Origin of the sequence: Arcicella rigui, assembly GCF_034929435.1 — a bacterium.
Lineage (GTDB): Bacteria > Bacteroidota > Bacteroidia > Cytophagales > Spirosomataceae > Arcicella > Arcicella rigui.
This window is the reverse complement of sequence record NZ_JAYFUM010000005.1, coordinates 201,541-226,805: the sequence shown is the minus strand read 5'-3', so window position 1 is coordinate 226,805 and position 25,265 is coordinate 201,541. Positions and strand designations below refer to the sequence as shown.

Below are 25,265 nucleotides of genomic sequence, written 5' to 3'. Positions count from 1 at the left end.
GGTTGTTACTTGTATTTAAAAATTTGTAATTGGTCTGAATTATTTCCTACTACGATAAAGTTTTGGTCTTTGTCTCGTACTTTCACTAAACTTTTGGCATTTTTATCCGTTAAAAAACCTGTTTTCACTGATTTTTTAACTCCAAAATTTCCTTTGCCATTACCTACCAAAAGTAAGCCCGTAAGAGCATCATAACGCCCCGTGGACGATTCTGTACTGTATGAATTGCCTGCCAAAAGAATATCCAAATGTTTATCGTGATTGAAATCGTTGATGACAAGCCCGCAAACAGGTGCAAACTGTGCTTCAATCGGCAAAGTATGTATTTTAAAATTTCCGTTTCCTACATTTTCGATATAACTACTTGCAAAATGGGTACTCTTTAACACAAAAGCGTCTTCTAATTCCTGCTTCATAAAAGAGTTTTCAAAAGTAGTTTCAGCGTATTTTTTATAGGAATCAAACCTGAGTTTCATCGAAGGAATCTGTATCGCCAATTCGTCACGAGTATGGCTGATATAATTTTTTCCTTGAATGTAATAACTCATTATGGGGTCTAAAGTACCATTTTTATCAAAGTCTTTTGCATGGATTTGAAGTGGTTCATCAACATTTGCTTTGTAACGAGTATTTAATCCTAAGTTTCCTGCTACAAAATCGCTGTCGCCATCGTGGTCAAAATCACCCGACGCAATTACATTCCACCAACCATTTGAATTGGGGATTTCTATTTTCTCTCGTACACTAAAATTACCTTTGAGGTTTTTCAAGAAAGTAATGGGCATAAATTCTCCCACAATTACCAAATCGTCCCAGCCATCGGCATCATAATCTTGCCATAAAGCACTACTTACCATTCCGATTTTGGCAAGTACTGGTGGCGTAACGTCGGTGAAAACGCCTTTGTCGTTGCGTAATAAATAATTAGTGGCAGGCATCGGATAATTTTGTACAGAGATTCTTCCTCCTACAAAAATATCTAAATCGCCATCGTGGTCGTAGTCGTTGGCTTGCACACACGAACCGCTACTTTTGGTATTGGGCAAAGCTTTGGGCTGAAAAGTAAAATTGCCTTTGCCGTCGTTGAAGTACAGTCTATCTTGGTACAATTCTGTATCAATGCCAAATTCCGTTCCGCCACTTACTACGTACAAATCTAAATCTTTATCGTTATCAGCATCGAAAAGTAAAGCTCCTGTGTCTTCTTCTTGAAGATGTTGATTTAATGGATGTTGCGAAAAAGTACCCGAAGCATTTTGCCAGAAAAACACGCCACTAAAACCAGACGAACCGCCTACATAAAAATCTTCGAGACCGTCGCCATTCACATCGCCCACGGCGATACAAGGCCCATTTTGTGAATGCTGATGTGGCAATAATGGATTTTGTTTGAAATCAACAAAATCATTTTCTTGATGAACAAAATTGCCAAAACGACTACTTTCTACGGCTTGAAAAAGCCAATTTTTATTATCGTCAATTGTTCTTAATTGGCTATTTGGGGCGTATTTTACTTGAAGTATTTGGTTGATTTTTGGGTGAAGAATTACTTGGCGTTGTTGGTTGGGCCACATTACCACAAGGCTATCGATTGCCGTAGATTTACCAATGCCAAAATGTAAAGTACTTTCTACGGTAGATTCATAACCTCGATAGGGATTGAGTTCTTGAAACTGTGTTTTTCCATCTGCATAAAGCCAAACTTTAGTACCAATGCCCTGAATATTGGGCGATGCTCCCTTCATTTTTAAAGTAATAAAATGATGCTGACGCAATTCGTTAGCCCTGTTTTCATATACTTTTGCTTCGGCATTAAATTCGTTGATGACTAATTCAAGGTCTCCGTCGTTGTCTAAATCGGCATAACAAGCACCGTTTGAAAAACTGGGTGAATCGAAACCCCAATCTTCAATGCGATTGCTAAACGTTAAATCACCATTATTTTCATAGAGATAATTATTCAAAGGTACTTTTACGAGTGAATGAATGGCTTTCAATTTCTCAGCACGTTTTACCGCTTCCGAACCCATCGGCGAAGCAGATTTAAACTGATAATTGATGTAATCTAAATCGCCTAAATCTCTGTAAAAACCATTTGTTACCATCAAATCTTTATCGCCATCATTGTCATAATCTGCAAAAAGCGAACTCCAACTCCAGTCTGTACTACTGATTCCTGCCAAAAAAGCAATTTCTGAAAAAGATACTTTATTGCCTTTGGGCGTGCGAACGACTCCATTGTTGAGTTGTAAAGTATTGCGAGTATATTGTGCTGAATAACCTTTCTTGAGTGTCAGTTGAAATTTATCATAACCCGTTGCAGGAATCAGCATTTTCTTGCGATAATTGTCTTCGGGCAACATATCCAACACGAAAATATCGGTCAGTCCGTCGTTGTTAATGTCGGCAATATCATTGCCCATAGAGGCAAAACTGGTGTGTTTTAAGTACTCCGTAATTTTATCCGTAAAAGTACCATCGCCATTATTGATGTACAGAATATCATTCGTCAAAAAATCATTCGATACATAAATATCAGGAAATCCATCTTGATTAATGTCGCTAATGGCTGCCCCCAAACTATAACCATCCATTAAAATCCCTGCTTCTTTTGAAACATCCGTAAAAGTATGATTGCCATTGTTTCGATACAAAATATCCGTTCCCTCCGACTCGCCCTTTACCAATCTGTCTTTTACGGTATTTACGCCCGTAATCATTTCATCGGCTGGATTGGTAATCAAAAAAAGGTCTAAATCGCCATCTACATCATAATCAAAAAAAGAGGCGTTCATGGTTTGCCTTTTTTCAGCAATCCCATAAGCTTCAGCACTTTCTGTGAATGTCACCAAGTTTTTATCTTTGGCAGAAGGACCATTGTTGATATAAAGTAAGTTTGCCATTTTACCAAATTTGGCACTTCCCGAAACGTTGATGTAGATATCTAACCAACCATCCTGATTGATGTCCACCATCGAAACGCCCGTACACCAACGGTCGGTTTTGATACCTGCTTCTTCGGTAATGTCTAAAAATGAAATTCCCTCCGCTTGATTGCCTTTATTCAAATACAATTTTCCAGAAACCTGATTGCCACTAAAATATAAATCTGTAAAACCATCGTTATTCACATCGCCTGCCGCTACGCCTGCCCCTGTGTAGATGTTCATGTATTCCAACACATTGTACTTGTCGTTTTCTTCTACTTGGTTGACGAAAGTAATGCCTGTTTCAGAAGAAGATAATTCTTTGAACAAAGTATCGCTACGCTTACAAGCCGTGAAGACCGAGATGAAAAGCACAAAGCAAAAGTATTTGTATATTTTATGTTGATAAATGTTTTGCATCTTAACGTTTCCCAAATTCAATGATTCTACGAAGTCCTTTGCTGCTGACAATTTCCATTTTGGTAGCTTGGCTTGGCACATTCACCGTTCTACTTCTTTGTGATAAATAAGTACTTCCCCAATAAAATTCTTCTTTGTATTTTTTCCCGTTGCGGAGCGTAATCCAAGCGAAAGTATCGGTAGGCAATAATTTTACGAGCTGGTTTCTACTCGCTACTTCATCATATACTTTTAGCTTTGCCGAATTTGCCCCAATTAAAATAATGGGCTGATTTCCTTTGCCGTACAATTGTGTGATAGATTTATTATCGCCCGAAATGGCAAAAGTATTTCGCTTGGCAATGAAATTTCCTTTGCCGTTTCCTTTCAAAAATAAACTTCCTTGTGCATCGTATCGCCCGAGGTTTACTTCTGTGGCAAAAGAATTTCCGACTGATAGAATGTCTAAATTTCCATCGCCGTCGATGTCTTCTACCAGCATGCCAAACACGGGTGAAAGTTGCATTTCCAAAGGAAGCGAAACGAAAGTAAAATTACCATTGCCAAGGTTTTGGAGGTAAGAGGTCTCAAAGCGTTCGGCTTTGAGGATAAGGGCATCTTTTAATTCTTCTTTTAAAAATGATTTTTTAAAAGGCGTTTCAGCATAAGTCGTGAAGTCTTTAAACCTTGCACGCATGGCTGTCATTTGCTTATTGAGGTCGTCTCGTGTATGAAAAATCTGTTCTTCGCCATCAATATAATGGCAAAGTATGGGGTCGATAATGCCGTTTTTATCAAAATCTTTGGCATATACACAAGTAGGCTCGTCTTCGCTGGCTTTGTGCTGAGTATTCAGTCCGAGATTTCCCAAAACATAATCTGTGTCGCCGTCTTGGTCAAAATCTGCCGCTACAATACTGTTCCACCAACCTCTTGAAACAGGTATTTGCTGTGATTGACTAAATTTTCCTGCTTCGTTATGAAACAAAGTAATGGGCATATACTCGCCTACCAAGAGTAAATCTTGCCAACCGTCGTTGTCATAATCTGTCCAAAGTGCAGACGTGACCATGCCAATTCGTTCAAGTGTTGGAGCAATTTGTGCGGTAACATTCGTGAATTTTATATTTTTGGGTGAAGAATCATTTCTCAATAAATAGCTCTGCGGAGCAGTTGGATACGCCTGCGGACTTACTCTTCCGCCCACGAATACATCCAAATCGCCATCTTTGTCAAAATCTCCAGCCGTTACACTTGCGGCACTGTTAGTAATGGTCGGAATAGCACGGAGATTTTTACTAAAATTTCCTTTGCCATCATTCACAAAAAAACGATGCTGATACACGGATTTATCATCACTTTGCTCAACTACTCCTCCACTGGCAATGTACAAATCTTGGTCGCCGTCTTGGTCGGCATCAAAGAAAAGTACGCCCATTTCATCACTTAAATTTTCAGAATCAATGGTTTTTGGAATAAACTTTCCATCTTTTTGCTGAATGTATAAATTCCCTTTTGCTCCTTTGCCTGCTCCTACATAAAAATCGTCCAAGCCATCAGCATTAACATCTGCAACGGCAATACCCGGCCCATTTTTTGAATGCAAATGCGGTAACAAAGCCTGTGTATGAAAATCTACAAAAATGTCTTCTTGGTGCTGATAATCAATGTTTTTTGAAGTACTGCTTTCTACAAAAAGATTATTTTTAGGCTGAATTTCTTCACTTTTTCCCTGTACTTCTTTTGCATTTTTATGGGTTAAATGTAGTACTTGTTTCGCTTTTGGATGAAGAATTACTTGTTCGTTTCCGTCTGTCCAACGAACTTTCAAACTATCAATTTTGGGATTTTCTAAACCAAAATGCAAAAAAGGCTCAACCGTAGATAAGTAACCACGATAAGGCGAAAAATACTGATACTGCATTTTTCCTTGTTGATAAAGCCAAACTTTTGCTCCGAGTCCTTCACGGTTGCCTTCTCCGCCTTCAAAGCCAATTCTTAGCCAATTGTTTTCTGGCGAAATTTGATTCAATTGATTTTCGCAAATGTTCGATACTTCATCTAAATTATTGAAAACCAAATCTAAATCGCCGTCATTGTCTAAATCGCCATAAGCGGCACCGTTTGAAAAAGTAGGCGTATCAAAACCCCAATCTTTTGAAACATCTTGAAAAGTAAGATTGCGTTGATTTTTGTATAAATAATTATGAATATGAATGCCGGGATATTTTTTTAGTTCTTCCAATCTATCATGGCGATTGGCTTCGGGCGTTCCCATAAAAAGGGCTTGTTTGCCGTACATGATAAAATCCAGATTGGTAACGTCTTCTCTGTAACCGTTGGCAATCATCAAATCTTTCCAACCGTCATTGTCGTAATCGGCTAATAATGGCGACCAACTCCACTCTGTGGCATGCACACCCGCCAATTGCCCGATTTCACTAAAACTTACTTCTCCTTCGCCATTTTCGGCTACACCATTATTGATTTGCAAAGTATTCCGAACGTATTGTGGCTCATAACCCAAACCAATATTTTGCTGAAATTCTTCATAGATATTGCCCATCATGGTCAGTTTCCAACGCTTGTTATCGGGCGGAAGCATATCTACAACGACAATATCTTGATTGCCATCGTTGTTAATATCGGCTACGTCGTTGCCCATGCCGTTGTAGGTTTGGTGACGCAACATTTTGCCTGCATTATTTACAAAACCTGTGTGTTTTCCTGTTTTGTCGTGTTGATTAATATAAATGAGGTCGTTGGTAAGAAAATCGTTTGAAATATAAATATCTGGAAAATCGTCGTTGTTGAGGTCGCAAATAGAAATGCCCAAACCGAAGCCTTCAATTCGGATGCCTTCTTGGTAGGACACATCGGTAAATTTAATTTCGCTTAGGGCTAAAGCTTTTCCTTGAAGATTTTTTGGACTATCGTTTCTGAATAATTTGCCCGTTGTAGGCGATTGTCCGTCCGTTTGTTTAGGTCTTGAGTTATTACGATTATAATTCACAAAGGCATTTCTGAGTAAATACATATCCAAGTCACCATCTTTGTCATAATCAAAAAATGCGGTTTGAATATCATAACCTTCGTCGTTGAGTTTTAAATCTGCGGCTACTTCTTTAAAAGTATTATCGCCATTATTGATGTAGAAAAGGTTTCTCATTTTGTCCACAGGTGTTTTTCGGCTACCTGCTTTACAGACATAAAAATCTTTGAAACCATCTTGATTGATGTCCACTACCGAAACGCCATAAGCCCAACCATCAGTTTGTACGCCAGCTTTTTTAGTAATGTCTTCAAAGTGCATATTTCCTTTGTTGAGGTACAAACGGCTTGAAACCATATTGCCTGCAAAGAAAATATCCAATAAATTATCATTGTTAATATCTGCCAAAGCTACGCCAGCCCCATTGAACATATACTCAAATTCGAGTACAGTTAGGGAATCGTTATAAGTAAGTTGATTGACGAAATCAATGCCTGTTTCTTCTGAACTTAATGTTTTAAAAAGAGGCTTTGATTTCCCGAAACGGCAATCCGTCAGACCGAAAATTACTAAAACGAACAGTAATTTTTTCACCAATTTTAACATGATTTTTCAAGATTGTTTTATTAAGAAAGGGCAAGGCAAAACCTCGCCCTTTAATTCATTAACCATTTTATTATTGAACACTATTTATTGGATTTGGGATGTCGGATGTATGATGTATGATTTCGGGTTTCAGATTTCGGATGTCGGATTTCAGAAATTTGATAAAATAAAACGTGTCATTAACCTTTTATCCAACATCATAAATCATACATCATACATCCGAAATCATACATCCCAAATCCGAAGATGATTAATAATTCGGATTTTGTTTCAATACTCCACCAGTTCTGTTGATTTCAGACTGAGGGAATGGAAACACGTTGAATTTATCATCCCATTTACTGCCAAATACTTCTTTACCAATTCCCCAGCGAGTAATATCAAACCAACGGTGTGGCTCGAATGCCATTTCAACACGTTTTTCGTGGCGTAATGCTTTGCGTGGGTCAGCAATAGTCGTCGCTTTTAAGCCTACTCTTGCTCTGATTTCATTGTTGATTACAGCTAAACCTTCAGCAGTACGACCAGCTTCAATCAATGCTTCTGAATACAATAAAAGCATTTCGGCATAACGGTAATAACGTTCGTTGTTAAATCCTGCTTGTCCGTTTGGTGCATAAGCCGCTGCTACTGCATTTTTTGCTCCAAAGTATTTTTTCACAGAATATCCACTTGAAGACCAAGCAGGGTCATAAGGTGCTGTTCCGCTTGCTTTGTCGTAATAAGTATCGCCAGCTTTGTAGATACTTGCCGCCAAACGTGGGTCGCCAGCTTCAAATTCATCTACTAAATTTTTGGTAGGAATAAACCAACCTAAACCTCCGCCTGGAGCACCAGCATCGCCACTTGGATTCCAGTACCAAACTCTACCAGTACCCTGAGACGCTTTGAAAGCTTCTGAGTGTGTATCATCAAAAACCCAAAGGTTATCGTCTGAGTGTGGGCCGCCGTATTGAATTTCAAAGATTGATTCTGTACTGTTTTCTTTGTCGAAAGCGAAAGCGTCTTCGTAGTTAGCCATCAATTTATAGCCACCATTTTTTCTTACGTCTTCAAAAGCAGCAATGGCTGCATTCCAGTCTTTTTTCCAAACATTTACTTTTCCTTCAAATGCACGAGCCGCATATTTTGTAGCACGACCAGTATTGCCAGAATCCCATTTCTCAGGAAGACCAGCGTAAGCATCTTGGAAATCTTTTAAAATCGCTGCAAAAAGAGCTTCTTTTGTAGCATTTGGCACTGATAAAGAAGCTAAATCTTTTTTCACTTCCATAACTAAAGGAGGCGTTCCCCATACTTCTAAAGCAAGGAAATGAAAGAAAGCTCTCAAGAATTTTGCCTCAGCAATGTACTTTGTTTTTTGTTCGGCAGTCAATGAATTTTGTCCGCTTTGAGCTGCTTCAATCACTAAATTAGCACGCAAAATACCTTCGTAAACTTGTGTATAAAGTGCAGCATAAGGCGTATCAGATGCTCTGATAAACAAATTATCCAATGACCTCGCATTGTTATAATCTCCTCCGCTATTCCCTGCTTTGGCGTTTACTTCTACGTCGTCGGTAGTTGTCAATGACAAACTCCAGTATTCACCTCTTTCGTTCAAAGTTTCGGTACTTGTTCCCCAGATGTCTTGAATAGAAGAATATCCTGCGAAAATCGCTCCGTCAAAATCAGTGGGTGTTTTGTAAAAAGTACTCGTTGTAACTCTATCTAAAGGTTGTAAATCAAGATTATTACAAGCCTGAACGATAAAAAAAGTGGAAAAAGTGGCCAATACTATGCCTTTGATATATGTGTTTTTCTTCATTTCTCGTAAAATTTTAAATGTTAGAATGATAATTGCCAGCCCAATTGAACAATAGATGGTTGTGGTGAACCTCCTGAATCCTGACCATTTGCTAAAGCAAACTCACCTTTTTGGAAACTTGCCCCACGAGTTACTTCTGGGTCGTAACCTTTATACTTCGTGAAAGTGGCTAAGTTTTGCATACCGACATAAATACGAGAAGTCGATAATGCTCCTTTGCTAATTTTACTCAATACTGAAGCTGGAATGTTGTAACCGATTTGGATGTTTTTAATTCTCAAATATGCTCCGCTTTCAATCCATCTGTCAGAGTAACGGTTGTTTTGGTTAGGGTCATCAGCATCTGCTCTTGGCATTGTAGTACTTGGATTAGAAGTAGTCCAACGCTCTAAAACTGTTGCTGATTGGTTTGCACCACTTCTCATCGCTTCCAAAGAAGCTCTTGCTTGGTTGTACACTTGAACATTACCAACACCTTGGAATAATACCGAGAAATCGAAGTTTTTGTAAGAAGCTGAAATATTTGCTCCGTAATAATAACTTGGAATTGAAGAACCAATGTTGGTACGGTCGTTGGCATCAATTGTTCCGTCGCCGTTTACATCTACGAAGCGAATATCACCCGGCTGACGCTTGCTTGAGTTTACGTCTTTGGTTTTGTCGGCATCAATTTCTGCTTGACTTTGGTAAATACCATTGGTTTTGTAGCCATAGAAATATCCTAAAGGCTCGCCTACCGAAGTACGGTGTGTTTGTCCACCGCCAGTACCTGCTATGATTTCTGGAACAGAACCTAATGAAGTAATTTTGTTTGAAACAGTAGTGATGTTACCGCCAATATTGTATTTCAAATCGCCGATACTTCCTCTGTAATTTAATGATAATTCAATCCCTTTGTTTTTGATTTGCCCTAAGTTGGCATCAGCAGGCAAGAAATAGCCAGAAGTGTATGGAATTGGTAAACTCAACAATACGTCATCAGTAGTTTTGCTATAATAATCAATTGTACCGCTGATTTTTCCGTTATAGAAACTGAAATCTGTCCCTAAGTCAAACTGTGTACTGGTTTCCCATTTCAAGTCTTTGTTCGCAAAAACCGTTGGTGCTGGCCCTCTTACTACGGTTTGTCCATCGCCTGCTACATAAAAAATAGTAGTATTTAATGAAGGCAAGTAAGCAAAGTTTTGACCCGTGAACTGATTACCCGATTGCCCTAAACTTGCTCTTAATTTCAAATCGCTAATGATAGAAGAACCTTTCAAGAATGGCTCTTCGCTCAAACGCCAGCCAGCAGAGAACGATGGGAAAATACCTGCTCTGTGTTCTGGAGCAAATCTTGAACTTTCGTCACGACGAACGTTGAACGTCAATAAGTATTTATTATCGAAAGAGTAATTCAAACGACCCAACATACCTCTCAAAGCCCAGTGGTCAGCTTCGTTGGCTGCCGCTACGTTGTCTGCTACCGAAGCAAAACGAATCGCCGAGTTGAACAAATTACGTCCTTGAATACGTACTTTGTCATAACGGAAATTAGTTTCTTCATAACCCGCCAAAATGGTCAAATCATGTTTTCCAAATTTCTTGTGATACGTAAGCGTATTAGCAATGTTTGTTGTTAATTCGATTGGTCTTTCTTGTACTAATAAAGACGTTCTGCCCGGTGTTCCAGCAGTTCCGTAGTTATTAGCTTCAGCTTCTTGGAAGAAAAATCCGTCAGCTACGTTATAGTCAAGCCCGACAGCAAGTCTGTATTTCAAGCCTTCGATTGGTTCAAATTCACCATAAAGGTTGCCTAAAATTTTCTTGTTGTTTACTCTGGTTTCGTTGTATTTGGTATCAGTTGCCCACATATAGTTTGAACCCGTTGCACCATTTCCACGAGTAGCCGCAGTTGACTGGTTGTAATTTCCAGCTGCATCATAAGGTTGATAATAAGGAGCGTTCAACATCGAGTTGAAAGCCGCAAAGTTTCCACCTTCCGACTGTACCAATCTGTCGGTTGAAGTAATCAAAGCAGATTCACCAAATTTGAAATACTTCCCTACTTTCGCATCAACATTTGCTTTGAACGAAAATCTTTCAAAACTCTGCGAACGCTCAACACCATCTTGTTTGTGATAACCGCCAGCAATGTTGAAGTTTACATTTTTTGAACCACCGTTTATTGTAATGTTATGGTTGCGTACTGCTCCTGTTTGGAACATTGCATCTTGCCAATTGTAAGCTGGGCTACTACTGAAAGAAGAAAAATCTCTTCCTAATTCTTTCTGCAAACCGATGTACTGATTTACGTCTAATACCTTAATTCTTTTGCCTTGAGGCACATACTGCACACCCACATAGCCATCGTAAGTAGCCGAAGTTCTTCCTTCTTTACCTCTTTTGGTCGTTACGATAATGACACCGTTTGCCGCTCTTGCACCATAAATTGCTGCCGCCGAAGCATCTTTCAAAATGTCCATTGATTCAATATCACTTGGGTTGATACCTGCCAATGGGTTCGATTCTGTATAAGATGCTGTGTTTACAGAAATATTACTGGTTTGAACAATCGGCACACCGTCGATTACCCATAAAGGTTGGTTGTTTCCAGTAGTACCAACACCACGGATACGCACGTCGATTGGTGCACCCGGGTCACCACTTCTGTTTGAGATGTGAACTCCTGATACTCGTCCTGCTAAAATTTGGTCAGGGTTTGTATAAGGACGGCTCGTAATGTCTTTACTAATTACTGAACCAACCGCACCTGTCAAATCTACTTTTCGCTGAGTACCGTAACCTACTACTACTACTTCGTCTAATGCTTTGGTTTCAGAAACCAATTGCACATTAATTTCTGACAAACTTCCAACCCTTACTTCTTTGGTTTGGAAACCTGTAAAACTAAATACCAACACAGCATCGCCATTGGGAACAGTTAGGGAATAAACCCCTGAAGCGTTGGTACTCACGCCTTTTTTTGTTCCTTTAATGAGTACAGATACACCGGGTAATTCCGCTCCAGAATCATCCGTTACTTTTCCCGACACCTTTTGGTCAACTGCCCAATGCGTCTTCGCAGCAATGTCATAACTGGTCATTTTCATTACTCCAAATACCAGAAGTATTAGCAGCAATTTCTGGGTAATTTTTGCATTCATAGAATAATTGTTTTTAGATAAAAAAGATTAATTATACTCTCGGCAATGCTTTAAAGGGTTTTCATTTCGGTCGCTAATCATTCTAAAGTGACCTACACTATCCTATATTATACTATACTATGCTATACTACTTTAAAGTCGTGCAAAGATATATAAAATATTATTTATCCAAGAAGTTTTTTGATTAAAAAATTTTCGGGCAATAATTATCTCCTGAATGTTACAAAAAGGCAAAATTTCCGTTCAACATTCATTTTGATTTTCAAAGTATTACAGCCATTAAATACATCAGAGAAAGCCGATTATAAGATTTTGTTTGATACTTTTGGAAGTACCAGAAGGATTGTTGAAAATTGTATTTTTTGAAGATTTAAAAATTGAATAAAAAAGGCTTTTATACAGTAGTCTAAATTGATTTTGAAGAGAATTAATATTTTTGGGGAAGAGAGAATGTTAAAAAATCTTAATAAGAAGGATTTTGGAAATAGAGTTATTTACTGTTACGTTCTTGAGTTATCAAACTAATTGCAACAAATGAAAATAATACTTTTACTGGTTTTGATACTGATTAATTTCAGCCCAATGTTGGCTCAAGACGAAGTGTTTCACAAGCCATTTATTCGTTGTCTTACCTTACAAATGACAGGTAATAAACACAATTTGCACTTCCATGAAGGCGATGAAATTTCCTTGAAATTATTTTCAAGACGACAAAAACAAAGCATTGAAATCGTTGAATTATCTGATTCTTCTTTGTTTTATTTTCCAGATAAAAACCAATATTCCATTTTCGACCTCCAAGAAGTGAAGTTCAGAGACATTAAGAAAATTTACATTGGCGGAAACAAACAAGTATTTGGCACAAAGGGCGTAGGTGCTTTGGGCGGTGCAGGCTTGTTATTGTTTTCAATTGATAATCTCAACAGAGTTGGGAAGCCAACCAATGGAGCAAGTCCGACTATTATTATCGTGAGTACTGGTTTAATCGGACTAAGTTACGTCATCAATTCCTTACAAAATCCTGGGTACAGGATTTCAAAAAAGCATTTTCTAAGGCTTTATCACATCCAAAATCCGCAATTACATTTTAAAAATACTTTTTGATAGCGATTGGAAAATCTGGTATGGCAATCTCTGGCTCTTGGATTTCTGGATGCCAGAGTTTTTCCCATTCAAAACTATAAAAACCTTTGTAGCCACCTTTGGCTAAAACTTTTACAGCCTCCGCAATAGGTGCTTCGCCTTTGCCCAAAAGTACGTACTCTTCTTTGCCATTTAGCAAATTGGCATCTTTGATATGCGTATGGCGAATGTAAGGATGAAGTTTTTGATAGACAAAAGTTGGGCTTTCTTTAGTAATCGACCACATATTAAAAATATCCCAAACCATTCCGACATTGGGATGGGCTGAGGCTTTCATAATTTTCAAGAGTAAATCCGTCTGAATTACTTTTCCGTGTGATTCCAACAAAACCGACACAGACGAACCTTTGGCATAGTCACCAAGTTCCAATAAACCTTTGATGATTAAATCTATCGTTTGGGATTCGTCTTGGTCTTTGGGCAAATCGTTCGGGAATACTCTGATAAAAGGACAATCTAATTTTGCCGCTAAATCAATAAAGCGTTTGGCTTCATCCATTTGAGTTTTTCTTTTACTTGAATCTGCATGATGCAATTCAGCAGAAGAACCCAAATCAACAATTTTCAGCTTATTATCGGCGATTTTCCTCTTGGTTTCAGCAATATTCAGCGAAGAAAATTCAGGGCATTTAGTTAAATCCAATTGCTTTTGAATACCTCTGATTTCAATGCCGTCATAAGCATTATCTACTGCATATTTTAGAATGGTATCAAAAGACCAATTCGGACAACCTAAAGTCGAAAACGACAATAATGGTTTTACTTTTTTGAAATCCAAAGAAGTTTCAAGCATCGCCAAACTGGCAAAAGCTAAAGTATTTTTAAGAAAAGTACGACGAGTATTTGGAGTCATTTTTTTTGAGCTTTGAGCTATGAGCCGTGAGCTGTGAGCCGTAAGCGATAAGTTTTAAGTTAATAATAATCAAGAATACTCAAAGCTGATAGCTCATTGCTCACGGCTAATATAAAAAGCTCGTCGCTAATAGCTGAGAGCATTGAGCTGTGAGCCATGAGTTTTAAGTTAATTATTGTCCTTGCTCCAATAAGCAAGAATACTCAAAGCTCACTGCTCAAAGCTGACAGCTCACAGCTTCAACGCCTTCATCTGTTTTACCGCATAATCAACCGCCCGTGCGGTCAGTGCCATGTAAGTAAGTGATGGATTTTGTGTGGCAGTGGAAGTCATACAAGCACCATCCGTTACAAATACATTTTTACAAGTATGAAGCTGATTCCATTTATTCAATAAAGACGTTTTCGGGTCTTTTCCCATTCTTACGCCACCCATTTCATGATTTTCAGAACCGGGCATTCGGTGAGTTTCGTGCAACTGAATGTTGGTAAAACCTGCTTTTGTGTACATTTCAGCAAATTGTTCGTGAAAATCTTTCATCATTTTACGGTCGTTTTCATCAAACTTTACTGAAATTCTTAATTGTGGAATGCCGTACTTATCTTTCAAATTTTTATCTAAACTTACCGCACTTTCTTCTTTCGGAATCGTTTCGCCCATCATGTGCGAGCCAACTTGCCACAAGCCTAAATCATTACTCAATAATTTACTTTTCAAGTTTTCGCCCATTTCATCAGAAGATTGAACTGGGTTTCGGGAAGCCGAAAAACCTGCGGCATAGCCTCTTAAAAAGTCTGTTTCTTGTTTGAAAACATTTCTAAATCGTGGTACATAGCTGGCATTGGGTCTTCGTCCGTCGGTTGTGGCATCTAAATAGCCATCATACTCGGCTGAAATTCTACCTTGATAAGTATGGAAGGCGATGAACTTTCCCAGCAAACCATTGTCGTTTCCTAAACCATTCGGAAAACGATTTGAAGTAGAATTTAATAATATCAGGTTTGAATTGATAGCAGAAGCATTCAAGAAAATGATTTTTGCATAAAATTCAATCATCTCGCCCAAAAGAGCATCAATTACTCTTACGCCTGTGGCTTTGCCTTTTTGTTCATCATAAATAATAGAATGCACTACTGAGTGTGGACGTAAAGTAAGATTTCCCGTTTTTTCAGCCCAAGGTAAAGTAGAAGAATTACTGCTAAAGTATCCTCCAAGCGGGCAACCTCTTTCGCACATCGTTCGGTGCTGACATTTACTTCTTCCTTGTTTTTGATGAATTGCTTTTGTTTCAGTAAGATGGGCTGCCCTACCAATAATTACATGACGAGCTTTTCCATAGTTTTTTGATACTTGTTGTTTAAAATGTTTTTCAACACAAGACATTTCGTGCGGAGGTAAAAATTCGCCATCGGGCAATTCGGGCAAAGCGTCTTTATTGCCGGTAATACCTGCAAATTTTTCTACATAACTGTACCACGGAGCAATATCGGCATAACGAATGGGCCAATCTACGGCAAAACCATCACGGGCTGGGCCTTCAAAATCAAAATCACTCCAACGCTGGGTTTGTCTTGCCCACAGCAAAGACCTTCCTCCTACTTGGTAGCCACGCATCCAAGTAAAGGGAGCATCCTGAACATACTCTTGTTCGGCATCTTTCACTAAAAAGTGTAAAGTACTTTCACCAAAAATATAATGACTACTCGGAATTTTATATTCATCATGAAGTGCCAAAGGAATTTTACCATGATGCGGAAATTCCCAAGGATTCATCATAGCCGTTGGATAATCACTGATATGCTTTACATCTCTGCCACGCTCCAAAACTAAGGTTTTTAGCCCTTTTTCTGTGAGTTCTTTTGCTGCCCAACCTCCACTAATGCCCGACCCAATCACTATGGCATCGTAAGTATTTTTCTTTTGACTATCTATATTTATTAATGACATAAGGATTCAGTTTTTATACTTCAAGAAAGAAAAATAAAAGATTAAACTACTGAAAAACAATAGGAATCCTAACAGCTATTAACCCGTTCTGAGTAAAAATATCACAAGGCAACGTGGCGAAATAAAATTAAAAAAGGATTTTAATAGAATGTTTTATGAAAAATCTTATTTAAAATTGTTCAATCTAAAGATTTTAATAAATTGCATTAAATTTATGCGGATGACTGTTCATCCAAAGTAGTACACAATCTAAGCTTAAACTACAAATAATGATTTGTTTAGATTTTCATGTAATGTAAGTAACACTTATTTTACTTTGCTGTATCGAGGACTATGACGAGCTACTTAAAAAATGACCTCTACCAATATATGAAGAGGGATGAGCAGGTTTTCGATTTTATTGAAAACACTGCTTTAGACGGTTTTTGGGTTTGGGATTTAGAAAAAACAGCTTTGGGCTGGATAAACCCAACATTTGCCAATACTTTAGGCTATACTTCGCCAACGGAGTATGCTAATTTGATGCAAAAATGTAGCTATGTTTTTGAAGATGAAAGTATCCTCAATACTATCCCGACGACTCACTTTATTAACGACCCTTTTAGCCTTCAAATCAGTTATCGCCACAAAGACGGAACGACAAGTTTGATGAATTGTAGCTGTGTGGTTTTTAATGACAGTGAAGGAAAAGCCAACAGACTTTTAGGAACAAACAAAGTGGCGGAGTCTAAAGTAAAACCACACGAGTTATCGGTACTTGAAGCAGTTGGAAGCGGTGTAAAAAATAGCGGTGCTATTTATATTTTAAAAACAGATGTATTAGGCAATTACATTTACAGCAACGACTACTTTTATGAAGTTTTTGGTTTTGCTCCTCACGAGATTCTGGGAACAAATGCCTTAGATTCCATCATTCCCGAAGACCATGCGGCTTGTAGAGAAACGGTTGTAAAATGTTTTATGTACCCCAAAACGCCTTTTAAAGTCGTACTAAGTAAACGTCATAAAAAAGGACATATCATTACAAATCAATGGGAATTTACGGGCTTGCCAGATGCCGATGGAAAAACCTTTGAAATCCTGTGTATTGGCTATAATGTTTCGGAAAAAGTAAAAACTGAAAATGATTTATCAATTTTAGTTGCCAACATGACCGACCTACTAATTTCGGTTGATTACTTCGGAAATATCTCTTATGCTTCGCCCAATATTACGGCATTGTACTATTATGATTTAGAAGAAATTATTGGAAAAGCCTACTTAGATTTTGTACATCCAGACGATATAGAAATCGGAATTAATGCTGTAAAGCAAAGTCTTGCAACCAAAATTCCTTTCAAAAACGTAGAAGTTCGATTAAAAAGAAAAGATGGTACTTATGTTTGGACAAATACAAATTCAAGCATCAATCCACTCAATAATGAAACCATTTTAGTCATCAATGACATTTCGGATAAAGTTGAATCTTTGAACGAATTAAAACAAACGAAAGAGTTATTAGAGGAAGTCAGCGAAGTATCAAATGTTGGTGGTTGGGAATATTTCCCTTCTGATAAATCTTTTTTCTGGTCTGGAATTACCAGAAAAATCTTTGGTTTAAATCAAGATTTCGTTCCAAATCTCAATAAAATTCTGCCTTTCTTCAAGCCAGAAAGTAAGGCTAAATTTTTAAGTGCCATCAAAAAAGCCGTAAAAACCAAAAATTTTGCAGCAGACTTAGAAATGGAAATCATTACGGCTCAACAGCAAGAACTTTGGCTGAGAGTAATTATCAAAAATAATTCTACGGATGAGGTTTGCCATAGAATTTATGGTACTTTTCAAGACATCGACCAGCTCAAAAAAGCAGAACTTGCCCGTGAAGCCAGTTCTTTGATGTTGAAACAAATTGCCAAACAAGTACCGGGAATGCTCTACCAATTTCAATTATTTGATGATGGGCGTTCATTTTTCCCTTTTGTCTCTCGTGATATTATTAAAACAGCCGATAATTCGAATAGCAAAAACGAAGAAATTACGAAAGGTCTGTTTAAGTTAATTCACCCAGACGATGCACCGATGGTGATGCAAGAAATTAAAAAATCTTTTCATTCACTTACACTAACCGATATTGAATTTAGAATATTTACCCTTTCTGGTAAAGTGAGATGGCTCAAAGCTATTTCTACCCCAGAAAGGTTGAAAGATAGCGTAATTTGGCACGGCTACATGAGTGACATTACCGAGCGAAAAATTGTAGAACAAGAACTCCGTAGAACCAAAAATTACCTTCAAGAAACAACACAAGTAGCCCGAATTGGCGGTTGGGAAATTGACCTTAATACCAATACGGTTTATCTGTCGGAGCTTACCAAAGAAATGCACGGCATTGATAAAAATGAGTACATGGATGGCATCGACGACGGCATTAACTTCTACAAAGAAGGTAGAAGCCGTGAAATGATGCGTGAAGCTTTGGAAAAACTCATAAAGTACGAAACACCTTTTGACCTCGAACTACAAATTATCACACTTCAAGGAAAAGAAATGTGGATTAGAGCTATCGGTAAAGCAGATTTTAGCGACCCCAACCGTAAAAGAGTGTATGGTACTTTTCAGGATATTGACCAACGTAAAAGAGCGGAAATTGAAACAGAAAAAGCCAATCAATTATTAAAACATTTATCAAAACAAGTACCTGGCGGTCTTTGTCAGTACCAATACTATGATGATGGGCATTTTGATTTCCCATATATGTCGGAAGGATTTTTAAATCTTTTTCAGATTCAAAAGGAAGAGATTATCGAAAACCCAAGAATTATTTATGATAGAATTCATCCTGATGATTTACCACTTTATCATCAATCATTGATAGAGTCTTATCATAATTTAACGATTTGGCATTCAAACTTTAGAATCTTTTTACCATCGGGCGAAATCCGTTGGATTGGGAATGAATCCAGCCCAGAAAGACTTGAAAACAGAGTAATCTGGCATGGCTATTTTAGTGATATAACTGATGCCAAAAATGCAGAAGTACAACTTACCCGAACAAGAGATTTATTAGAAGAAACCAACCGTGTAGCCAGAGTAGGCGGATGGTCGATTGATATTCCAAACAACAAAGTTTACTGGTCAAAAATCGTGAAAGAAATCATTGAAGTACCCAATGATTTTGAACCTTCGCTTGAGTTTGGTTTGTCTTTATACAAAGAAGGTTATAGCAGATATATTGTTACGGAAGCAGTCAATAAATGTGTAGAAGATGGAACACCTTTTGAAGTAGAAGTACAGGTAGTAAGTACTGAGACAAAGGAAGAAATTTGGGTAAAAGTAATTGGGAAAGCTGAATACGAAAATGGAAAAGTGAAAAGAGTATATGGTATTTTCCAAGACATCAATCAGTCTAAAATTGCTGAAGAAAACAAAAAGAACTTACAAGCTTTAGAAGTACTGCTGGTAAAAGAACGACAATTGAATTTACTAAAATCACGTTTTATTTCATTGGCATCACACGAATTCCGTACACCTTTGGCATCCATCTTAGGTAGTACAGATTTGTTAGAATTGTATGCCGAAAATATAGAAAATACAGCAATCAAGAACAAAATGCAAGAACACCTCAACCACATTATCAGTAAAGTGGACAGGCTAACAGGCATGGTTTCTGATATTTTAACTTTAGAAAAAACAGCAGAAGGTAAAACAACATTAGAGCTGAAAGCCGTAAAAATTGTGGCATTTCTGCAAAAACTTGCCCAAGAGTATGACTTACATCATCGTGACAAGCGTAAATTAGTTTTAATTTTACCTGCCGAAGAAAAAGAAGTCCTTTCAGATGAATCCTTATTACTTCATATTCTGAACAACCTCATCAGTAATGCCTTCAAGTACTCAAGAGGCGTAGAAAATGGGCCAGAATTGCAATTGGAGTATTTTGAAAAAAGTTTTATCATTTCCGTAAAAGATTATGGTATGGGAATTCCAGCAAAAGACCAAAAACAGTTGTTTGAAACTTTTTATAGAGCAAGTAATGTAATTAGTACAGAAGGTACTGGTTTAGGGTTAAGTATCGCTAAAGAATTTACCCTAAAATTAGGGGGCGAAATCAGCTTTGAAAGTGCCGAAGGGAAAGGCAGCATTTTCAGGTTAGAATTACCATATAATAATTAAATCAAGTATCTTTTGTAAAATCAAAAAAAGATGTTATCTTTTGTAGCTTTTTCCCAACCCATGCCTAATCTTGTTTAGACGATAAAATTTAATTATGAAGCCCAAAATACTTTTTGTAGAAGACGACATAGTGCTCAGGAACAATTACGTTGAAATTCTTGAACTTTACAATTTCACTGTTATCCCAGCTGAGGACGGACAGGAAGCTTATGAAATTCTTCAACACGAAAATGTGGATGTAATTGTTTCGGATATCAGAATGCCCCGAATGAATGGTTTGGCATTTTTAAAGACTGTCCGTTCTGAGTCAAAATGGGAGGATTTACCTTTCATTTTACTGTCTGCTCATGCCGAAAATGTGGACTATGAAAATGGCATTAAAAGTGGGGCAAACGACTATCTCACAAAGCCCATTCGTGGTAAAGACTTAGTGAATGCTATCCAAAACGTACTTCCGTAAAGTTTGTATATTTCTCCTCAGTTCCACAAAACACTGAATAACTCACTTCAATTTAGGTTTAAACCATCAATAAACTAATGGAATCTCGAAAAAACCCTTCAAGTGAATCTATTCGTTTGTCAGTTTTAAAAGAATTGAGAATACTTGACACTCCTCCTGAACAAGATTTCGACGATATCGTTACGCTGGCTTCTCAAATTACTGGTGCTTCCATTGCCTTAGTGAGTCTGATGGACACAGACCGCCAATGGTTTAAAGCTAAGATTGGCATTGATTTCTGCGAAGTATCTAAAAATGATTCTTTTTGTCAGTATTTAGTCAGAGAAGAAAAAACCATCAATGTTGTAGATGCTACACAAGATGAACGCTTCTCGAACAACCCTTTTGTAGTAGGCCCACCTTATGTAAGATTTTACACAGGTGTTCCTATTGCTTCGGTTGATGGGCTTATATTGGGTTCGGTATGTGTATTAGACCCTTCTCCTATCGTTTTAAGTGAAAAGCAAGTCAAAAGTTTAGAGATTTTAGCTCGTCAGGCTGAATCGCTGATTAATAAAAAATCGGCCCTTATCAAATCTGAAAGTATTCTTTCAACTTATGTGAATAATACTTTAGATTCTATCATTCTGATTGATTTAGATAAAAATATTATCGACTGCAATAAGGTTTTTATAGAAAGAGTTCGTAAAATTTTAAACAAAGAACTCATCAAAGGAGACACAGTTTATAATTATACTCCGCTAAGTATTCACCCTATCATCGACGAATCTATTCAAAAAGCTTTTTCGGGACAAGAAGTAAAACTTGAAATTTTTATTCCCTTCCCCAATTTCCCGAATTGGTATAAAACACTCTTGATTCCAATCAAAAACTCTTATGAGGAAATCACGGGGGTTGTTATTACGCTTACCAATATCACCGAACAAAAAGAGTATGAAAAACAATTACAGTCACTCAATAGAGAATTAAGTTTTCACCAAACTAATTCGCCTTTGGCTGTAATTAAGTGGGACAAAGGGCTTACGGTATGCAGTTGGTCGGAACAAGCAGAAAATATTTTTGGTTGGTCGGCGGATGAAGTAGTTGGAAAATCAATCAATAAGTTGAATATGATTTTCGAGAAAGACATTGAGTCCGTTTTGAAAAATAGTGAGCTTATGCTCAGTGGAAAAATCAGTAGATTGACTTCCAAAAACAGAAATTATACAAAATCTGGCGAAGTTATCTATTGCAATTGGCATAATTCTATTTTGATTGACGAAAGCGGTGATATTATTTCAATTCTTTCTTTAGTTGAAAATATCACAGAGGTCATTACGCTTACCAAAGATTTAGAAAGTAAGAAAAGTAATTATGAAGCCTTGATTAATAGTAGCGATGAAATGGTTTGGAGTATCGACGACCAATACAATTTTCTAACGCTCAATCAAGCTACAACCCGACAGTCTGAAATAATTTTTGGCAAAAAAGACATCAAAGAAGGGGAACAATTCTTTGATATGCCAATGCCAGATTGTAGAAAAAATTTCTTCAAAGATTTATTTGATAGAGTATTATTGGGTGAAGGAATTTCTACGGATTTACCATCTTTCAATGTCAATGATAATTTCAACAACTTACTTTTTGATGCTCACTTAAACCCCATTGTCAAAAAAGGAAAAATAGTTGGCGTAGCTGTTTCACTAAGAAATATTACCGAAAAAAGAGCCGCAGAACTAAAACTGTTGGAGTCGGAAGCCAATCTAAAAGCTATTTTTGAAACTACCGATACAGGTTACATCCTCATCAACAACGAGTTACGTGTAGTTGCTTTCAATAAAGTAGCGAGTGATATTTCTGGTCAGAATTTCTTTAATGCCGATAAAATACCAGAAATTGATACACCAATTTTAGACTATTTCCCTGAAGAAAGAAGGGAAATTCTAAAAAATACGATGCTTCAGGTACTTAACGGCAGACGAGTAGAGTACGAAATCTCGTTTCCACAGCCCAATGGCACAACTAATTGGTATTTTGTAAGATTGTACCCCATTCAACCTGAAAGTAAAATCAAGTATGGCTTGGTAATGACACTTTCGGACATTAGCCGTCAAAAATTATCTGAAAAAGAATTAGAAGCCAGTAAAGAAAGATTTACGTTGGCTGTTCGAGGCTCAAGTGATGGCATTTGGGACTGGGATATTGCTCGTAATGCCATTTATTTCTCGCCAAGATTCAGAGAAATGCTTGGTTTTAGTCCAGAAGTATTCAATGAAGAAACTTATATCAATTCGTCGGGCTTCAATTATATTTTTGATTCAACGCACGAAGACGACTTAGAGTCGCTCATTTTTGCAATCAACGAACATTTTGAATATAAAAAACCTTTTCAACACGAATGTAGATTCAAAACCAAAAAAGGTGATTATCCGTGGTTTTTAATCAGAGGTCAAGCTACTTGGGACAGTAACCAAAAACCTGTACGCATGGCAGGTTCATTAACAGACATTACTCAGCGAAAATTGGCAGAAGAAAAACTCCGCCAAAGCGAAAAAATGTTTAGTGATTTAGCTAAAAATGCTCCCGGAGTAGTTTTCCAACTTTGTGCCGAACCCGACGGTTCTTCTTATTTTTCTTATATCAGTGATAAGGGAAAAGGTATTTTGGATATTCCTATCAATGACAAAAACTGGCAGTTAAATAATAGAATACCGCCAAAAGACATTGCGACATTTAATCATTCTATTTCAAAAGCTTTTTCAACCAAAAGCGATTGGAATTATGAAGGAGAAATCATACTTCCCAATGGCACAAGAATGTGGTTCCAAGGTTTAGCGAGTCCAATTGTTAAATCTAACAAACTCATTTACAACGGTATAGCTTTAGATATTACCGAAAGAAAAATTGCAGAAGAAGACCGAAAAAATTTAAGAAAATTAGAACTTTCTTTGGCAAAAGAAAAGGAAATCAACATTCTGAAATCTCGTTTTATTTCTTTGACTTCGCATGAATTCAGAACACCAATAACGGCTATCGTAAGTAGTACCGATTTACTGGGTATTTACGCTGAACATATTCCTGACCCCGTTTTACAACAAAAAACAAATGACCATATCAACAAAATTATCGTTCAAACAGACCGACTGACAGGTATGTTGGAAGATATTTTGATGTTGGAAAAAAATGTGGAAGGTAAATTAAAAGTTACTCCACAGCCCGTAAATATCAATAAGTTTTTGATTGATTTGAATAATCAGTATTACACTGACAGAAGAGATAAAAGAAAACTAAAAATGTACTTGGGAAATGAGTATCGTGAAATTATTACTGACCCTTCATTACTCATTCATATTGTGAGTAATTTGGTCAATAATGCCTTCAAGTACTCGTTGGGTGCTGCCGAACCTGAACTTACACTTAGCTATCAACCTGATACTTTTAGTATTAGTATCAAAGATTATGGTATTGGCATTCCCCTTGCTGACCAAGAGCATCTCTTTGAAACCTTTTTTAGGGCCAACAATGTAATGAATATCGAAGGAACAGGCTTGGGATTGGCAATTACCAAAGAATTCACCGAAAAATTAGGAGGAAATATCTCCTTCACAAGCCAACAAGATAAAGGAAGTATTTTTGTTATTCAATTCCCTTACCGCATTTAGTTGACTTTAGGAACAGGGATTTTAAGCATTACTTCAAAAATATTCGACATTCCATTCACAGAAAAAGAGCCGCCCTGTCGGCTCGCCCATTCTTTTACAATATATAGCCCCAGTCCCGAACCATTCATATCTTTTGAATAATGAGCCTGATAAAAAGGCTTTACATGACTGGTTTTCATTCGATAAGAATCCTTATAATGATTCCTAATAGTGAGGACAAACATATTATTTTCAGTATATGCGATAGATTCTACTTCATATTTAGGGTCGGCGTATTGTATAACGTTCTGGAATAATTCCGTAATCATTTGCTCTAATACTTCACTATCACAACCATACAGATACGACACGTCACTTTTTACCGATACATTGAAATGCGTAGAAGTACTATTTTTCAAAAACTCAAAAATAGACTTTTGCATTTCTAAAACGTTCACTTTTGATTTGCTGGAATTTTCCCAAGGATTGATGCCATTTGAAAGCTGATTGTACCACAAAAGTTTGCGAGTTACCCTCAACATCCTTTGTCCAGAAAGTTGTATGCCTTTGATGATACTGATGGCGTCTGCCAAGTCGTTCTGAACGATCATTTCTTCAAGAAGATTGCCGAAGTTTATGATTCCGTTCAGTGGAGTAAGATATTCGTGATTGGAGATTTTATAGAAAATATCAATGGCATTCTTTCGAGTTTCGATTTCAGCATTTACTTTTTTTGCCGAACTTATCTCGATTCTTGCCTGAATCGTTTCTATCAAATCTTTAGAAGTATAAGGTTTTGTGAGGAAATCATCTGCTCCTAAATTCATTCCACGACGCTTGTCGGTAAAATCAGCCAGTCCAGATAAAAATATAAATGGCAAATTGATAAAGCCTTTTTCCTGACGAATAATTTTGAGTACTTCAAAACCATCCATTGAATCAAGCATAATGTCGCATACAACCACATCGGGAACAATTTGTTCTATTAAGCTAACTCCCTCTTGACTACTATTAGCCACAAAACACTCATATCCATTTAAACTAAGGATTAAACTGGTATTTTCGGCAAGAAGTAAATCATCTTCTATCAGTACAATTTTTGGCATCTTAGTAACTATTTTCCCAATTCTTAAAGTTTTCCCTTCAAAATAAGCCCCTCAAAACAAAAAGATAACACTCTATCGAAATATTTAAAAATTGACATTTTCTAATA

At 37.2% G+C, this 25,265-nt stretch carries 11 protein-coding genes; 4 read left to right on the top strand and 7 right to left on the bottom strand.

Annotated features, from left to right (window positions below):
* Nucleotides 1-5: 5 nt before the first annotated feature.
* The 4 genes from VB248_RS04480 to VB248_RS04465 all read right to left on the bottom strand — a co-directional run bounded on the left by VB248_RS04480 (nucleotide 6) and on the right by VB248_RS04465 (nucleotide 11,877).
* Entirely contained in the window at nucleotides 6-3,302 is a 3,297-nt protein-coding gene (locus VB248_RS04480; protein WP_323295540.1) for a VCBS repeat-containing protein, read from the bottom strand.
* A 46-nt stretch (nucleotides 3,303-3,348) separates the two neighbouring features.
* Nucleotides 3,349-6,912 (bottom strand): VCBS repeat-containing protein, encoded by a 3,564-nt coding sequence (locus VB248_RS04475; RefSeq protein ID WP_323295539.1) that lies wholly within the window; start codon nucleotides 6,910-6,912, stop codon nucleotides 3,349-3,351.
* Nucleotides 6,913-7,174: 262 nt separating this feature from the next.
* A complete protein-coding gene (locus tag VB248_RS04470) occupies nucleotides 7,175-8,731 on the bottom strand; it encodes a RagB/SusD family nutrient uptake outer membrane protein (protein WP_323295538.1) in 1,557 nt (518 codons plus the stop codon).
* A gap of 20 nt (nucleotides 8,732-8,751) precedes the next feature.
* Nucleotides 8,752-11,877 (bottom strand): SusC/RagA family TonB-linked outer membrane protein, encoded by a 3,126-nt coding sequence (locus VB248_RS04465; protein ID WP_323295537.1) that lies wholly within the window; start codon nucleotides 11,875-11,877, stop codon nucleotides 8,752-8,754.
* 534 nt (nucleotides 11,878-12,411) lie between these two features.
* Between VB248_RS04465 and VB248_RS04460 the strand changes: the two genes are divergently transcribed.
* Nucleotides 12,412-12,981, top strand: a complete 570-nt coding sequence (locus VB248_RS04460) for a hypothetical protein (RefSeq protein WP_323295536.1) — start codon at nucleotides 12,412-12,414, stop codon at nucleotides 12,979-12,981.
* Here VB248_RS04460 and VB248_RS04455 read toward each other — a convergent pair.
* Both VB248_RS04455 and VB248_RS04450 read right to left on the bottom strand, forming a co-directional pair.
* On the bottom strand, nucleotides 12,965-13,873 hold the full coding sequence (locus VB248_RS04455; RefSeq protein ID WP_323295535.1) for a sugar phosphate isomerase/epimerase family protein: 909 nt from the start codon (nucleotides 13,871-13,873) through the stop codon (nucleotides 12,965-12,967). The two genes, VB248_RS04460 and VB248_RS04455, sit on opposite strands and share 17 nt — an antisense overlap.
* A gap of 231 nt (nucleotides 13,874-14,104) precedes the next feature.
* Nucleotides 14,105-15,820 (bottom strand): GMC family oxidoreductase, encoded by a 1,716-nt coding sequence (locus VB248_RS04450; protein WP_323295534.1) that lies wholly within the window; start codon nucleotides 15,818-15,820, stop codon nucleotides 14,105-14,107.
* Between the two features lie 369 nt (nucleotides 15,821-16,189).
* Here VB248_RS04450 and VB248_RS04445 point away from each other — a divergent pair, with 369 nt between their 5' ends.
* The 3 genes from VB248_RS04445 (at nucleotide 16,190) to VB248_RS04435 (ending at nucleotide 24,073) form a co-directional block, all read left to right on the top strand.
* On the top strand, nucleotides 16,190-19,972 hold the full coding sequence (locus VB248_RS04445) for a sensor histidine kinase (RefSeq protein ID WP_323295533.1): 3,783 nt from the start codon (nucleotides 16,190-16,192) through the stop codon (nucleotides 19,970-19,972).
* A 94-nt stretch (nucleotides 19,973-20,066) separates the two neighbouring features.
* Complete coding sequence (locus VB248_RS04440) at nucleotides 20,067-20,432, top strand: response regulator (protein WP_323295532.1); 366 nt, start codon at nucleotides 20,067-20,069, stop codon at nucleotides 20,430-20,432.
* Between the two features lie 77 nt (nucleotides 20,433-20,509).
* Nucleotides 20,510-24,073, top strand: coding sequence for a PAS domain S-box protein (locus VB248_RS04435; protein ID WP_323295531.1), 3,564 nt, complete (start codon nucleotides 20,510-20,512; stop codon nucleotides 24,071-24,073).
* Here VB248_RS04435 and VB248_RS04430 read toward each other — a convergent pair.
* Nucleotides 24,070-25,158 (bottom strand): ATP-binding response regulator, encoded by a 1,089-nt coding sequence (locus VB248_RS04430; RefSeq protein ID WP_323295530.1) that lies wholly within the window; start codon nucleotides 25,156-25,158, stop codon nucleotides 24,070-24,072. The two genes, VB248_RS04435 and VB248_RS04430, sit on opposite strands and share 4 nt — an antisense overlap.
* Between the last annotated feature and the right edge of the window lie 107 nt (nucleotides 25,159-25,265).

Bases quoted from the DNA above. Each gene is read 5' to 3' on its own strand.
- VB248_RS04470 (WP_323295538.1), bottom strand. From the start codon at position 8,731: ATGAAGAAAAACACATATATCAAAGGCATAGTATTGGCCACTTTTTCC.
- VB248_RS04465 (WP_323295537.1), bottom strand. From the start codon at position 11,877: ATGAATGCAAAAATTACCCAGAAATTGCTGCTAATACTTCTGGTATTT.
- VB248_RS04460 (WP_323295536.1), top strand. From the start codon at position 12,412: ATGAAAATAATACTTTTACTGGTTTTGATACTGATTAATTTCAGCCCA.
- VB248_RS04455 (WP_323295535.1), bottom strand. From the start codon at position 13,873: ATGACTCCAAATACTCGTCGTACTTTTCTTAAAAATACTTTAGCTTTT.
- VB248_RS04450 (WP_323295534.1), bottom strand. From the start codon at position 15,820: ATGTCATTAATAAATATAGATAGTCAAAAGAAAAATACTTACGATGCC.
- VB248_RS04445 (WP_323295533.1), top strand. From the start codon at position 16,190: ATGAAGAGGGATGAGCAGGTTTTCGATTTTATTGAAAACACTGCTTTA.
- VB248_RS04440 (WP_323295532.1), top strand. From the start codon at position 20,067: ATGAAGCCCAAAATACTTTTTGTAGAAGACGACATAGTGCTCAGGAAC.
- VB248_RS04435 (WP_323295531.1), top strand. From the start codon at position 20,510: ATGGAATCTCGAAAAAACCCTTCAAGTGAATCTATTCGTTTGTCAGTT.
- VB248_RS04430 (WP_323295530.1), bottom strand. From the start codon at position 25,158: ATGCCAAAAATTGTACTGATAGAAGATGATTTACTTCTTGCCGAAAAT.